13 protein-coding genes are annotated in these 13,191 nt (G+C 60.0%); all 13 read right to left on the bottom strand.

What is annotated here, in order from left to right:
- Positions 1–10: 10 nt before the first annotated feature.
- The 13 genes from ACQKEN_RS18480 to ACQKEN_RS18420 all read right to left on the bottom strand — a co-directional run bounded on the left by ACQKEN_RS18480 (position 11) and on the right by ACQKEN_RS18420 (position 13,150).
- Complete coding sequence (locus tag ACQKEN_RS18480) at positions 11–1,216, bottom strand: acetyl-CoA C-acetyltransferase (RefSeq protein ID WP_427687700.1); 1,206 nt, start codon at positions 1,214–1,216, stop codon at positions 11–13.
- Between the two features lie 820 nt (positions 1,217–2,036).
- Positions 2,037–2,885 (bottom strand): transglutaminase family protein, encoded by an 849-nt coding sequence (locus tag ACQKEN_RS18475; protein WP_427687698.1) that lies wholly within the window; start codon positions 2,883–2,885, stop codon positions 2,037–2,039.
- Complete coding sequence (locus tag ACQKEN_RS18470) at positions 2,882–3,841, bottom strand: alpha-E domain-containing protein (protein WP_065989404.1); 960 nt, start codon at positions 3,839–3,841, stop codon at positions 2,882–2,884. The genes ACQKEN_RS18475 and ACQKEN_RS18470 overlap by 4 nt, the downstream gene beginning before the upstream one ends.
- A 12-nt stretch (positions 3,842–3,853) precedes the next feature.
- The gene (locus ACQKEN_RS18465; RefSeq protein WP_427687696.1) at positions 3,854–5,263 is read right to left on the bottom strand and encodes a circularly permuted type 2 ATP-grasp protein; all 1,410 of its coding nucleotides are present in this window, start codon (positions 5,261–5,263) and stop codon (positions 3,854–3,856) included.
- A gap of 463 nt (positions 5,264–5,726) precedes the next feature.
- Positions 5,727–6,065: a ribonuclease E inhibitor RraB gene (locus ACQKEN_RS18460; RefSeq protein ID WP_065989401.1), complete on the bottom strand. Its 339-nt coding sequence runs from the start codon at positions 6,063–6,065 to the stop codon at positions 5,727–5,729.
- A gap of 249 nt (positions 6,066–6,314) precedes the next feature.
- Positions 6,315–6,551 carry a hypothetical protein gene (locus ACQKEN_RS18455; RefSeq protein ID WP_133776618.1) on the bottom strand — a complete coding sequence of 79 codons (237 nt, stop codon included), beginning with the start codon at positions 6,549–6,551 and terminating at the stop codon, positions 6,315–6,317.
- 170 nt (positions 6,552–6,721) lie between these two features.
- Positions 6,722–8,794: an LTA synthase family protein gene (locus tag ACQKEN_RS18450; protein WP_427687694.1), complete on the bottom strand. Its 2,073-nt coding sequence runs from the start codon at positions 8,792–8,794 to the stop codon at positions 6,722–6,724.
- Between the two features lie 270 nt (positions 8,795–9,064).
- Positions 9,065–10,267, bottom strand: a complete 1,203-nt coding sequence (locus ACQKEN_RS18445) for a type II toxin-antitoxin system HipA family toxin (protein WP_427687733.1) — start codon at positions 10,265–10,267, stop codon at positions 9,065–9,067.
- 5 nt (positions 10,268–10,272) lie between these two features.
- Positions 10,273–10,524 carry a helix-turn-helix domain-containing protein gene (locus ACQKEN_RS18440; RefSeq protein ID WP_192175037.1) on the bottom strand — a complete coding sequence of 84 codons (252 nt, stop codon included), beginning with the start codon at positions 10,522–10,524 and terminating at the stop codon, positions 10,273–10,275.
- Positions 10,525–10,649: 125 nt separating this feature from the next.
- Positions 10,650–11,510, bottom strand: coding sequence for a polyamine aminopropyltransferase (gene speE, locus ACQKEN_RS18435; protein ID WP_265386396.1), 861 nt, complete (start codon positions 11,508–11,510; stop codon positions 10,650–10,652).
- Positions 11,511–11,720: 210 nt separating this feature from the next.
- A complete protein-coding gene (locus tag ACQKEN_RS18430; RefSeq protein ID WP_037009073.1) occupies positions 11,721–11,912 on the bottom strand; it encodes a PLDc N-terminal domain-containing protein in 192 nt (63 codons plus the stop codon).
- 109 nt (positions 11,913–12,021) lie between these two features.
- A complete protein-coding gene (locus ACQKEN_RS18425) occupies positions 12,022–12,546 on the bottom strand; it encodes a hypothetical protein (protein ID WP_427687691.1) in 525 nt (174 codons plus the stop codon).
- Positions 12,547–12,613: 67 nt separating this feature from the next.
- Positions 12,614–13,150 carry an ankyrin repeat domain-containing protein gene (locus tag ACQKEN_RS18420; protein ID WP_346629594.1) on the bottom strand — a complete coding sequence of 179 codons (537 nt, stop codon included), beginning with the start codon at positions 13,148–13,150 and terminating at the stop codon, positions 12,614–12,616.
- Between the last annotated feature and the right edge of the window lie 41 nt (positions 13,151–13,191).

The following is a 13,191-nucleotide window of genomic DNA, read 5'->3' as shown; positions in this document are numbered from 1 at the left end:
TACTCCACGTTCATACCCGCTCGATGATCGTCGCGATGCCCATTCCACCGCCGACGCACAGGGTCGCCAGGCCGTAACGCAACTGCCGGGCTTCCAGCTCGTCGAGCAGCGTGCCGAGAATGATGCAGCCCGTGGCCCCCAGTGGATGGCCGAGGGCAATGGAGCCGCCGTTGACGTTGACTTTGTCGGGGTCGACGCCCATGTCCTTGATGAACTTGAGCACCACCGAGGCGAAGGCCTCGTTGACCTCGAACAGGTCGATGTCATCGATGGTCAGCCCCGCCCGCGTCAGGGCTTTGCGCGTGGCGGGCGCAGGGCCCGTGAGCATGATGGTCGGATCGGTGCTGGTCACCGCCGTCACCACGATGCGTGCCCGAGGCCGCAGCCCCAGCGCCTGACCTTTTTGCGCGGTGCCGAGCAGCATCAAGGCGGCGCCATCGACGATCCCGGAGCTGTTGCCCGGCGTGTGCACGTGCTCAATGCGTTCGACATGGCTGTAGACCCGCAGCGCGGTGGCGTCATAGCCCATTTTGCCGATCGCCTCGAAACTCGGGCGCAGTTTGCCCAGCCCTTCCGGCGTCGTGTCGGGGCGGATGAACTCGTCATGGTCGAGCAAGAGCATGCCGTTCTGGTCCTTGACCGGCACCAGCGAACGGCGAAACGCGCCCCGATCCCGGGCCAGCGCGGCCTTGTGCTGGGATTGCGCGGCGAACCGATCCACGTCGTCGCGGCTGAAGCCTTCAAGGGTGGCGATCAGATCGGCGCCAATCCCCTGGGGTGTGAAGTGGGTGTGCAGATGGGTGTGCGGGTCCAGCACCCAGGCGCCGCCGTCACTGCCCATGGGGACCCGGGACATCGACTCCACGCCGCCGACCACCACCAGATCCTCGAACCCGGAGCGTATTTTCATCGCCCCCATATTCACCGCCTCAAGCCCCGATGCGCAGAACCGGTTGACCTGAACCCCGGCAACACTCACAGCCCAATTGGCGACCAGCGCTGCGGTTTTGGCGATATCAGCACCTTGATCGCCGATGGGCGTGACGCAACCCAGGACGATGTCATCGACGTGGTGGGTGTCGAGGTGATTGCGCACTTGGAGCTCTTTCAACAGCTCGGCTACCAGATCCACCGGTTTGACGCTGTACAACGCGCCGTCCGGCTTGCCCCTGCCCCGCGGCGTGCGCAAGGCATCGTAAATAAACGCTTCGGTCATCCTGTCCTCGCTAACCCGATGAACTGTCTTTTTATAGGTCCGACTGACAGTCGAACTGTCATGGGAGCACTGTCTACCACAAGCGATATCACAGAGCGCATTGTTTCGCCGGATCGAGTGACAGGTTAGCTGGTTGTGGGAAGTTTCGGACTCGGACGAACGGTAGCGACCTAATGAGCGTGGCCACTTTGGGTCGCAGGTGTCTAGCAAGGGAATATCTGAGCGATGGCTATTGGCCAATCATCCTGAAGTTATAAGAGGTCAATTGGATAATCCCCAATGATCTAAACCGCACAGCACGCGGGCTCTAAGGTTTAGTCAGTAGCAGTGGCGCCACAACAAAATCGTTTCACCAGCGCCTGCCGCCCGCGACCTGCTGGTCGGGGCACCTGCTCTTTTGCCTCACCTTTGCCAACCCACGCTTTGGTCGCGGCCAACGCCTATGGGTTTCTGTCGCTCAGGAATAACAAGAAAAGGCATCCACCATGTTCAAGTTCAAGCGCTCGAAAATACGTCAGGCCGGACTCATTGTTTTCGCCACCACGCTGCTGCTGATCTTGCCGAACATGACGCGGCTGTTTGGCTGAGCATGCTGCATTCTGCAAGCGCTGACTCACACGAGGGAATGGCCAGGTTGCCTGTGTCCTCCAGGCAACCTGTGAGCGGTGCGGGTATCCCGTCGTCGCATCTCGACTGTGCTGACGCATATTGTCTGGGATCAGCGGATCAGGTGGGATAAGAGCGAGAGTGTCTGGCGCACTGAGTAGCGCGCAGACTCTGGGAAGTCGGCCGAGCTGAGTGCTCAGCCGCTGCGGGCTGATCAGCCTTGGCGTTGCACCTGAATCATCGGCGCCGGGACAGGCTTTTTCGCCGCCGGCACTGCTATCGGCGCTGAAGGCGACACCACCACCTTGGCATGCATCTGCTCGCAACCACCCCCACGGCGCATGCCACGCACCGGGCAGGCGTCCAGATAATCCAGGCCGACCGCCAGCTTTAGATGCCGCTCCGGAATCGCCAACTGATTGGTCACATCGAAGCTGTACCAGGCGTCGTCAATCCACGCTTCTGCCCACGCGTGGCTGGACAGGTGTTCGCTGCTGTCACTGTAGAGATAACCCGACACATAGCGCGCCGGCACCCCCAGACTGCGGGCGCAGGCCAGAAAGGCGTGGGTGTGATCCTGACAAACACCCGCACGGTTGGCGAACGCCTGGGCGGCGCTGGTATCCACCGCCGTCGCGCCCGGCGTGTAGGTGATGTGCTCGTTGAGCGCGTGCATCATATCGATCAATGCGGTGCGGTCGGTGCGCTTTTTGGTCTGCGCAGCGGCAAAGGCGCGAATGGCTTCGTCGGCCTCGGTCAGGCGGGTGAAGCGCAGGAACGGCAGCGATGACTGGCTCTCATGTTCCGACTCGCGCTTCTCGTCGATCTCGACCTGTCCACGCGCACCGATGACGATGGCTTCGTGGGGTTCGTCCAGGGTCAGCACGTGGAGAATGTTGCCGAAGGGGTCGATCTGCGCACGCACCGGGCGCGGCAATGCCAACTGCCAGCTCAGCACCTGCTGGCGCTCGCTGTCGTGGGGGGTCAGACGCAAATACTGGATGCTGGCGCGGACCTGATCGTCGTAGTGATAAGTGGTCTCGTGGCTAATTGAGAGTCTCATGCAGCCTCCAGGTAAGAAGTGTGAATGACGCTACCCAGTTGGGCCAGAAGTGGAATGAATTCGTTCAACCACTCATGCAAGCCTTCATCGAGAATCTCGTCGATGCCGGTGTAGCGCAGGCGAGCGTCCAGCTCGGCGGCCAGACGCTGAGCCGGACGGCCATTGGCCCCGGGCAGACTGGCGAGAATGATGTCCAGCTCCTCCAGGCACGCACGCAATGAGCGCGGGATGTCCGCACGCAACAGCAGCAATTCGGCGACCTGACGGGCACCCGGTGCATCGCGATAGACTTCCGTGTACGCCTCGAATGAAGACAATGCGCGCAACAGCGCACTCCATTGGTAATAGCCGGCGGCGGAACTGTCTGCCGCCGCGTTGGCGGACGGGCCGCGCAATTCGAGCATTTCATAGCGCGCATCGAGCATGCGCAGGGTGTTGTCGGCGCGTTCGATGAACGTGCCCAGACGAATGAAACGGAACGCGTCGTTGCGCATGATGGTGCCGTAGGTGGCGCCGCGGAACAGGTGCGACCGCTCCTTGACCCACTCGCAGAAACGGCTCATGCCGTAGCGACTCAACCCCTGTTCGGCGATGCCGCGAATTTCCAGGTAAGTGGCGTTAATGTTTTCCCACATGTCCGCCGTAATCCGCCCACGCACCGCATGGGCACTCGCCCGCGCCGCGCCCAGGCAGCTGAAGATGCTGGCAGGGTTTTCGGCGTCCAGCGCGAAAAAGTGCAGCAAGCGCTCGGCGTGCAGGTCGCCGTGGCGCTCCAGATAATCGTCCAGGGTTCCGGTGATCAGCAGTGGCATGGCGATTTCATTGAGGCCATCCCCGCGTCCGTCCTGTGGCATCAGCGACAGCGAATAGCTGACGTCGAGCATCCGCGCGAGGTTTTCGGCGCGCTCCAGGTACCGCGACATCCAATATAAATCCGAGGCAGTTCTACTTAGCATTGGCAGGCATCCTTAATCCTCGACCACCCAGGTGTCCTTGGTTCCGCCACCCTGCGACGAGTTCACCACCAGCGAGCCTTCGCGCAGGGCAACACGCGTGAGACCACCGGGCACTACACGGGTTTCGCGGCCAGCCAGGACGAACGGGCGAAGGTCGATGTGGCGCGGGGCGATACCGTTCTCGACGAAGGTCGGACAGGTCGACAGGCACAAGGTCGGTTGCGCTATGTACGCGTGGGGCTTGGCTTTGAGCCGCGCCCGGAACGACTCGATTTCGGCGGCGGTGGATGCGGGGCCCACGAGCATGCCGTAACCGCCGGAGCCCTGGGTTTCCTTGACCACCAGATCGCCCAGATTGGCGAGCACGTGGGACAGCTCTTCGGGCTTGCGGCACTGCCAGGTCGGCACGTTCTTGAGGATCGGCTCTTCGTCGAGGTAGAAACGGATCATGTCGGTCACGAAGGGGTACACCGACTTGTCGTCCGCCACGCCAGTGCCGATGGCATTGGCCAGGACCACATTGCCCGAGCGGTAGGCGGCCAGCAGGCCCGGCACGCCGAGCATGGAATCAGGATTGAACGCCAGTGGATCAAGGAACGCGTCATCGAGCCTGCGGTAAATCACGTCCACCGCTTTCGGGCCGTCGGTGGTGCGCATGAACACGCGGTCATCGCGCACGAACAGGTCAGCGCCTTCCACCAGCTCCACGCCCATTTCCCGGGCGAGAAACGCATGCTCGAAAAACGCGCTGTTGAAGCGCCCGGGGGTCAGCACGACGACGCTCGGGTTATCCAGCGGGCTCGAGCTTTTGAGGGTGTCCAGCAACAGATTCGGGTAGTGATCGATCGGCGCGATGCGTTGCGCGGCGAACAGCTCGGGGAACAGCCGCATCATCATCTTGCGGTCTTCGAGCATGTAGCTCACGCCGCTTGGCGTGCGCAGGTTGTCTTCGAGCACGTAATACGTGCCGTCGCCGTCACGCACCAGATCGACGCCGGAGATGTGCGAATACAGGTCGCGGTGCAGATTCAGGCCCTGCATCGCCAACTGGTATTGCTCGTTGGCAAGTACCTGTTCGGCAGGAATGATCCCGGCCTTGATGATGCGCTGATCGTGATAGAGGTCAGCGAGAAACATGTTCAGCGCCTTGACGCGCTGAATGCAGCCGCGTTCCACCACTCGCCATTCGCTGGCCGGAATGCTGCGCGGAATCGTATCGAAGGGGATGAGCCGCTCGGTGCCCTGCTCGTCGCCGTACAGCGTGAACGTGATCCCGGCGCGATGAAACAAAAGATCGGCCTCACGCCGGCGCTGAGCGAGCAACTCAGGCGGCGCTTCACCCAACCAGCGGGCGAATTCCCGATAATGCGGACGGACTATGCCGCCCGCATCGTACATCTCGTCATAAAAGGTGCGGATCATGCCGTACTCCTTGTCACCATGGACACCAGAGCCTTCGCAAGGCCCGTGCCATCGGCATAAACGCTTCAATATCAATGGGTTGAATTAAACAGCCGGAGCGTCCGCACCATTCCTGTGCACGATGCGCCCTAACCTTTTGCCCGACGCTTCATGGCGAAGCATCCGGTACTTTTCAAAATCTATCGCGGGCATAGCCACAGTTCATTTCCGCGTACTACTGGAGCTGATCATAATCGCCCCATACCGCAGACCAACCCGCCGGATCTCACAAGGCGACTGGCTCAAAACCTTATTGGCAACGCCACCCGATATTCCCTTTCCGCCGCTCCCAAGAGAGCGGCTTTTTTTTGCCTGTGATTCAGCTCGGTGCATCTCCCGCGCCACGCTTGATCGTAGACACGGGAGACCACGTTCTTGACGCCAGGCGCCTTGCTTTCGACGCCTGACTGTCAATGAAGCCAGGTCAATGAAGGCGCTTGAGCTCCTGTTTCACGCCCCAGCCTTCAACCTCCCCGTCCAGACCGAAAATCGCGGTCTGGAAATCCTGCTCGAAGTCGCCGATTCCGTCGTAGGTCGCGTACATCAACTTGCTCAGTTCCAGGTGCCACGCGCCGTCTTCCAGAGCATTGAGCTGGACATTGACTGACTCGCCACGAAATTTTTCCGCAGCCTGACGCGCCCGGTCCTCATCCGGAAAGGTGGCATAGAACTCGATGGGGTGAATGCGTGCGAAGTCGAAACCGCCTTCTTTCATGCAGCGCAGAACATGGCTGCTGACGTCTTCTTGATAGGCTGTGCTCATGAAACGTCCTCCTATGCAACGATAGATAGAGTTTCAACTATCCCGAAACACTCCCCGATGGCGAGGCGTGTAGCGGCAGGTCATCCGCCGCCCGGGACTCAAGCATGTCGCTGACAAGGCCGGTACGTTTTACAAAACAAACATACGTACGCGAGCTGACTCGGGTAGATGCTTCACCGACCTCGCTGGCAGAGTACGCCGATTGATAGTGCGTTGCCAATTGGCAGGATGGCGGGAAATGCAGGCTTCTTACGAAGCCTCGACGATGGAGATGATCTGTACCGCGTTCTGCTCTTTGAGTGTCTTTACGGTGGGCTCGGCAGTGCGACCGTCGAGGTCGTTCAGATCAAGATCACTGGCGACCGGGAACAGGATCGGACGGAGTCGCTGCGCAGCCTCTTCTTCACTGGGACGGTGATCGGATTCAAGATCGAGGCTTTGCTGTACACCGTCTTTGTCCAGAAACGAAATAGTCCACACTTTCATCAATGTCTCCTCAGTAAAGGCCTGACAACGGCCTGATGATCTTGACCCTTGCAGCGCACTGACGTTCAACCCGAATCGTCAGCGCCCGCCCGAGGTTATCAGCCCAAACCCACAGGTCTGCAGGCAAAAAAAAACGCCCCGGTGTCGGGGCGTTTTTCATCAGGCTGCGGTCATTGCGGCTTGGCGTCTTTGACCCCTGCCGTGTTGTCCAGCAGGCTCTTGGTTGCGGTCTGCAGGAAGCTGTCGAGCTTCTTGCGCAACTCGGCGACGTCCGGCGCGTTCGGCATCAGCTCGGCGTGGGGCTTGGTGCCCAACGCGTAGCTGTACACCTTCGGCTCCATTTCCTTGGGTTCGATCAGGATCCGGTTGCCGGTGACCAGCGCCACGGTCTGCTCGCTGCCCGATGGCTTGATCACACCAAAGCCCTCGTCTCCCGCCGGCAGATTGAGCAGGTCGCGGCCCCAACACTGGTGCACGGTGTCGCCACCCAGGCGGCCCATGATGGTCGGTACGATATCGATCTGCGTACCGACGATGCTGCTGCGCTTGCCGAACTTGTCTTGCAGGCCCGGGGCGATCATCAGCATCGGCACGTTGAAACGGCCCAGGTCCATCTCGGTGATCTGCTCGTTGTTGCCAAAGCCGTGGTCACCGACGACCACAAACAGCGTGTCTTTGTAGTACGGCTCTTTCTTGGCTTTCTCGAAGAACTGACCCAGCGCCCAATCCGAGTAACGCATGGCGGTGAGGTGTTCATCCAGCGTGCCATGACCGGTCACGCGCTCGACCGGCAGATTCGCCGGCAGTGCGTAGGGCGTGTGGTTGGACAGGGTCTGCAGCAAGGCATAGAACGGCTTGCCCTTGGCTTCGCGGGCTTTCAGCTCCTCGGCGCCACGGTCGAACATGTCCTGATCGGACACGCCCCAGGTGGGGTCCGAGAACACCGGGTTGACGAAGTCGTTGCGGCCAATGAAGTTGGTCATGCCCTGGTTGCTGAAGAAGCCCGACTGGTTGTCCCAGGCGAAGTCACCGTTGTAGACGTAAACGTCATCGTACTTGCGCGCGCTGAGCAGCTGCGGCAAGCCGGACAGCTTATGGCTGCCTTCCGGCGTCTGCATCAGGTACTCGAAGCCCGGCAGGTTCGGGAAGCACGCCATGGTCGCGAACATGCCCTGGTGGGTGTGCGTGCCGTTGGAGAAGAAACGATCGAACAGCAGACCTTCCTGGGACAGTTTGTCGAAGTAAGGCGTGATGTTCGATTCATCGCCCAGCGCACCCACCGAATGGCCGGCGAAGCTTTCCATCAGGATCACGACGACGTTCTTGATCGGCAGCGTGTTGGCCGGCGGCGGCGTGAAATCACGACGCACCGCGGCTTTGTCCGGATCGATCAGTTTGTCATTGGCGGTCAGCAGCATGTCGCGGACGATCTGCTGGGCTTCAGCCTGAGGCAGGGTCGCTTTCCAGATGTTGTCGCGGTCTTCGGACATCCGGCTCTTCGCCGCTGCGATCAGCGTCAGCGTGCCGTTCAGGCCCAGGGTGTTGGCGAAGTTGGAGTCAGTGGTGTACGCATCGCCCCAACGCAGCGGCGGGCCCTGACGCAGGGTGCCGCGAGCGGCGATGACGGCCACCACCAGGCACAACAGGAAAACCACGGCACGCTTGTACAACGGCGCGACCACGCGGTTGTCGGCGCTGGCCACATTGAACCCGCCACGCGGACGGGTCACTCGATCGACGCCTTTGAAGACCAGGCTCAGCAGCCAGGTCAAGAACGCCCATGCCAACAGATAGCGAACCACCGGATAGCCGTACCAGAGCATGCTCAGAACAGTTTTCGGGTCTTCTTTGACGTACTGGAAAACCAGGCCATTCAGGCGCTGGTGGAATTCACGGTAGAAATCCATCTCCATCAGGCCGAAGAACGCGGTCAGGCTCGCGACCAGCGTCAGCCAGAAGCGGAAAAAACCACGGGCCGCCATCATGCGCGCGCTGAACAGGGACAGCAGAAGAGGGATCAGGATGTACACGACCAGGCGCAAATCGAATCGCAGGCCATTGGCAAACGCCTCGACGAACGTCGAAGCCGGCGTCGCACCGATGCCTTCGCGGTTATAGACCAGCAGCGCTACGCGCAGAAGGGTGTACAGGACCATCAGCACCAGGCCGCTCAGAAGCGTATAGGCCAGGTGCGATTTGACGGTAGGTTGCGGCGCGCGCGCCGGGGCGTCCGTTTTGGCCATGGGTTGTGGGATCCGTTGGATTCAGGTTTAGGTTCAAAAAGCGGTGCGCCCGACCACATCGAAGTGCCGGTCCGGGCTGCGGGGGCCAAATATTACGTGAACCCTCGCGGTTTACCACCGATGCCGCGCATTCTTCATGACGGATCGGCTCAAACAGTTATCTCAATCAGGTAGCAGTCTTGGAACGGCGCGAATCTTCCCGAAGAAACGGTGAAAATTCCGTTGATTAATGCCCCCTATCATATTTTCTTACAAAGCCTTGAATCGCGTTTACAGCTTGAATGTCTGGGCATACCGTTCGACGGCGTGTTCGATGGCTTCGAAGACATGGGGTGCGTGAGGGTTGAGCGAAGCGTTTTCCTGCAGAGACGCCTGCACTGCCGCAATCAACCGCGCGATGCGTACGTTCGGTTTGCGGATGTCACAAGTCGACGCCAACGTCAGAATGCCGAGCCTCGATCCGAACAGGCTTTTCGAGCCATCCAGGCGCAGGGCCAACGCATCGTCCTTTATATACGCGGTGCTGTTGACGATGTCATAGGCCGGCGCCAGTCGTGCGTCCGCCCCCAGCGGGTCGCGATACAGCAGCCCGAAATTCTTCAGATGAGCATCGCCGTTGCCCACCATGCAGCTGAGCGCGACGATGTCGAAGAACTGATCCAGCGAATCACGAACATGCTCAGGCGCGCAAAACAGGCGAATGGCCTTGGCGATGTTTTCGTAGCTGGAGTCGTATTTCTGTTCCGTGCCAAGGCCCATCAGCACGGCCATGTCCTCGAAACCGATGGCACGTTGCTCAGCGTCCCGATCGAAGCGGCGCATCACGAACAGCTGGCGGTTATCCGACAGATAAAATTCAGGTACCGGCATGCCGGCTCTGCGGGCGGCGTCCATGCACACGAATTCGTTGACGGCCAGCCCGGGGAAGTCTGCCCTCCCCGACTTGACGATCAATTCGGGCATCAACAGCGTGGCTTTCGGGTCCGTAACAAAATCCGAATCGGGCACGATGACTTTGGGCTGAACGCCCGAAATCCCGGTGCGCAAAATGTATTGATCGACCAGTTCGGCAAACAGATCCTGGGTTCCGTCCCAACTGAGTATCTGCCCAAGGCTTTTGCCTGAGACGGGAGCCGTGCCGCCCAGCAAGTCGTCGATCATGGGAGACACCACGGCCACGCGACCGACCGGCGAACCGCTGCCGGTCAACGCCATGAGCAGCATGGGGTTGATGGGCGTCGTTTTGGCGAGGCGATTGCGCAACTGTTCCAGCACGAAGCCTTCGGGCAGGTTCATCTGGAACACCGGATGCAGGCTTCGCGATGCGTAAGCCGCATCGCGAACGCCCATGGTCAGGCTGATCTGCGCCGCCGGACTGGCGTCCAGGCCATAGCGAAACAGGTAGTCGCCGGACTCCGACGCAGACAACTCACCGCTCTCACCTTCCGGGGTAAAAATGCGCACACGATCCAGCGGTTTCACTGGAACACCTCGCGCAGCTCTTCAAACGTCGGGCGTCGGGCGGAAACGACCTTTATCTCGGCATTCAACGCAGCCAGAACCTTGGCGTAGAAATTCACCGCCACGGTCGGGCTGCCTTTTTCGACTTCTGCGAGCTTTTGCCGTGTCATGCCCGACTGGTAGGCCAGCTGAACCTGAGTGAGACCGCGGGATTTACGCATCTCTTCAATCTGACTGCCCAACCTCTCAAGCAATAGCGTCGCGTCCATTTGTCACGCCTGCATAACATTCAACGATGCATGGAATGTATACGTGACATGAAGGGCGATCAAGAAGAAGTTACGTTTACCTGACATCAATCGATGGATGTCAGGTTTACATAACATACCAGCGGTCAGGCGTTGCTTGGCTTGCTGATCGCCTGAAGGACGTATTGCGGCAATGCGAAGGCGCCGATATGGATTTCAGGATTGTAGTAACGGGTCACGATGCCACTGCCGGCGAATCGCTGATGCAGCGTGTCCAGGGAAATCTTGCGGTGCTGGGAATCCGTGGAACCCCAGGCAAAGGTCATCGCGCCACCAATATAGGTGGGCACCGCTGCCTGGTAGAAATGCCAGTCGGCGAACAGGCCATTCATGCGCCCTGCCGTGGTCTGCACTTCACTCAGCTGCATGAACGGCGTGCCGTTTTGCGTGACCAGAATGCCGCCTTCGTTGAGGCAGCGGTGGCAGGCCTGATAGAAGTTCTCCGAGAACAACACCTCGCCCGGCCCGATCGGGTCAGTGGAATCGGAAATGATGACGTCGAATTTTTCCTCGGTGTTGGCAACGAAGCGCATGCCGTCGTCGATGACCAGGTTCAGACGCGCATCATCGAAAGCGCCTTTGGAGTGGTTCGGCAGGTACTCCTTGCACATCTCGACCACGGTGCCGTCGATCTCGACCATGGTGATGTGTTCAACCGTCGCGTGCTTGGCGACCTCGCGCAGCATGCCGCCATCGCCACCGCCGATGATCAGGACGCGTTTGGCGCGGCCGTGGGCCAGGATCGGCACGTGGGTGAGCATCTCGTGATAGATGAACTCGTCGGCTTCTGTGGTTTGAATCACGCCGTCCAGCGCCATGACGCGACCCATGCGCGGGTTCTGGAAGATCACCAGATGCTGATGCTCGGTGCGCACTTCATGCAGCATTTTTTCAATGCGAAAGCGCTGACCGTAGCCTTCGTACAACGTTTCTTGATAATCGCTCATGGAGGGAGTCCCCGATAACTACTGATGACAGGACGGCAGGCCGCCCACAAGAAGGCGCGCATTCTACGTCGCGGAGCATGACAGGTCGAATGTCGTGGTGGCCGTGGCTGATCTGGCAGGAACAAAAACGCCCGACTGGCCGGGCCAGTCGGGCGTCATGTGTTCTGAAGCCTTGCTGCGCTTCTGCTGCGATACTAGAGAAGCACGCTACTAGATACGCACGTTGCCACGCGGGCCAGCGATTGCCCAGATGATCAGGCCCAGCACCGGCAGGATGACGATCAGCAAAATCCAGAGAATTTTCTTCCCGGTTTCCGCGCCGCTTTTCAGCACGTTGATGATGGCCCAGATATCCAGCGCCAGAATGATCAGGCCAATCAGACCGTTGAAGGTAGAACCCATGGTGTTGCTCCTAATTGAAGGCTTGCTCACTTGAGAGTGGCGGCCCGTGATGAGGGTTCCGTTGGTCGGCAGGGATATTTCGTGGCGCAGCGAAACGCGTCGACGGGGATCAAACCTGCGCCTTGAGCGCCTCCAGCGCGGGTTCGATCAATATGCCGAGTTCAACGCCGAGGGCCATGACCCGCTCAACGTCAGCGCCGTAGACCAGCACCGTCTGCAACACATTGTCCAGCGGCTCGCTGACGTCCATCAGCACATACCCGCCCATGTCCTTGTGCATGCTGGAAAGCTGCACCTGAATCCGGTTAAGCGCCACCAGCGGCTCGGCTTTGACCAGCTGCTTGGGCTTGATGTTGAACGACACGTTCGGGCCGAACGAGGCCATGATCTCGGTGAGCAGGTCAGGATAGGTATCGGCCTGAAGCAAGACGGTATCAGGCAGGCTGCCAATGACCACCCACTCCCCCAGCGGGATCGGGAAAGTGTCGTCGAAGTTGATGTCAGGGTTGGCGGTGAGAAACGCTTCCGGGTCGGCGTAAGCCTGGGCGGCCTCGTCGGCGATTTTTTCGATTTCTTCATCGCTCATGCAGCCGGAGCTGATCTTGCTGATGAATTCGATGAGTGAAGCTTTCATGGCAGATCGTCCGAGGGCTGGAAAACAGGCGCGCAGGATAGCTGGAAATGCTGCGCGCCTCTATCGCTTACGCCCCCAGGCGGGTGAGCTGCTCGGCAGTCTCGGTAGCGCCCATGGTCTGCGCGGCCATCAGCGGGGTGACACCTTTGGCATCCTGGATGTGAGGATTGGCACCCTTGGAGATCAGGTAGTCGACGATCGCCGTACGGTTGAACATCGCCGCCATCATCAATGCGGTGCGGCCGTCGGCTGAGGCGCCCTCGACATCTGCGCCGCCTTCCACAAGGATCTTCACGGTTTCCAGATCGCCTTTGAAAGCAGCGCCAGCGATCGGACTCTGGCCGTTGTCGTTGCGCAGTTCCGGGTCAGCCTTGTGCTTGAGCAGCACGCGCACTGCGTCCTGATGACCGTGATAGCTGGCCAGCATCAACAGCGTGTCGCCTTTGTGGTTGCGAAGGTTGGGGGTCAAGCCGTTTTCCAGCAGCCGGTCGAGCATCGGGGCGTCGCCAGCACGGGCCCTGTCGAATACCTGTTCGGCAAATTCCAGTGCCTCTTCGTCTGTCATGCGCGTGGCAGAACCGGGCGTGGCGGGGGCTTCAGACATTTGGTAACTCCAATAGCGCAATGCATTGCGCGGGACAAATC

The organism is Pseudomonas sp. NPDC078416 (assembly GCF_050268485.1).
Lineage (GTDB): Bacteria > Pseudomonadota > Gammaproteobacteria > Pseudomonadales > Pseudomonadaceae > Aquipseudomonas.
Note: the sequence above shows the minus strand (reverse complement) of the source record. Positions and strands in the feature narration are given on the sequence as shown.

Coding starts and splice junctions, on each gene's coding strand:
- ACQKEN_RS18480 (WP_427687700.1), bottom strand. CDS start 1,216: ATGACCGAAGCGTTTATTTACGATGCCTTGCGCACGCCGCGGGGCAGG.
- ACQKEN_RS18475 (WP_427687698.1), bottom strand. CDS start 2,885: ATGAGACTCTCAATTAGCCACGAGACCACTTATCACTACGACGATCAG.
- ACQKEN_RS18470 (WP_065989404.1), bottom strand. CDS start 3,841: ATGCTAAGTAGAACTGCCTCGGATTTATATTGGATGTCGCGGTACCTG.
- ACQKEN_RS18465 (WP_427687696.1), bottom strand. CDS start 5,263: ATGATCCGCACCTTTTATGACGAGATGTACGATGCGGGCGGCATAGTC.
- ACQKEN_RS18460 (WP_065989401.1), bottom strand. CDS start 6,065: ATGAGCACAGCCTATCAAGAAGACGTCAGCAGCCATGTTCTGCGCTGC.
- ACQKEN_RS18455 (WP_133776618.1), bottom strand. CDS start 6,551: ATGAAAGTGTGGACTATTTCGTTTCTGGACAAAGACGGTGTACAGCAA.
- ACQKEN_RS18450 (WP_427687694.1), bottom strand. CDS start 8,794: ATGGCCAAAACGGACGCCCCGGCGCGCGCGCCGCAACCTACCGTCAAA.
- ACQKEN_RS18440 (WP_192175037.1), bottom strand. CDS start 10,524: ATGGACGCGACGCTATTGCTTGAGAGGTTGGGCAGTCAGATTGAAGAG.
- speE (WP_265386396.1), bottom strand. CDS start 11,510: ATGAGCGATTATCAAGAAACGTTGTACGAAGGCTACGGTCAGCGCTTT.
- ACQKEN_RS18430 (WP_037009073.1), bottom strand. CDS start 11,912: ATGGGTTCTACCTTCAACGGTCTGATTGGCCTGATCATTCTGGCGCTG.
- ACQKEN_RS18425 (WP_427687691.1), bottom strand. CDS start 12,546: ATGAAAGCTTCACTCATCGAATTCATCAGCAAGATCAGCTCCGGCTGC.
- ACQKEN_RS18420 (WP_346629594.1), bottom strand. CDS start 13,150: ATGTCTGAAGCCCCCGCCACGCCCGGTTCTGCCACGCGCATGACAGAC.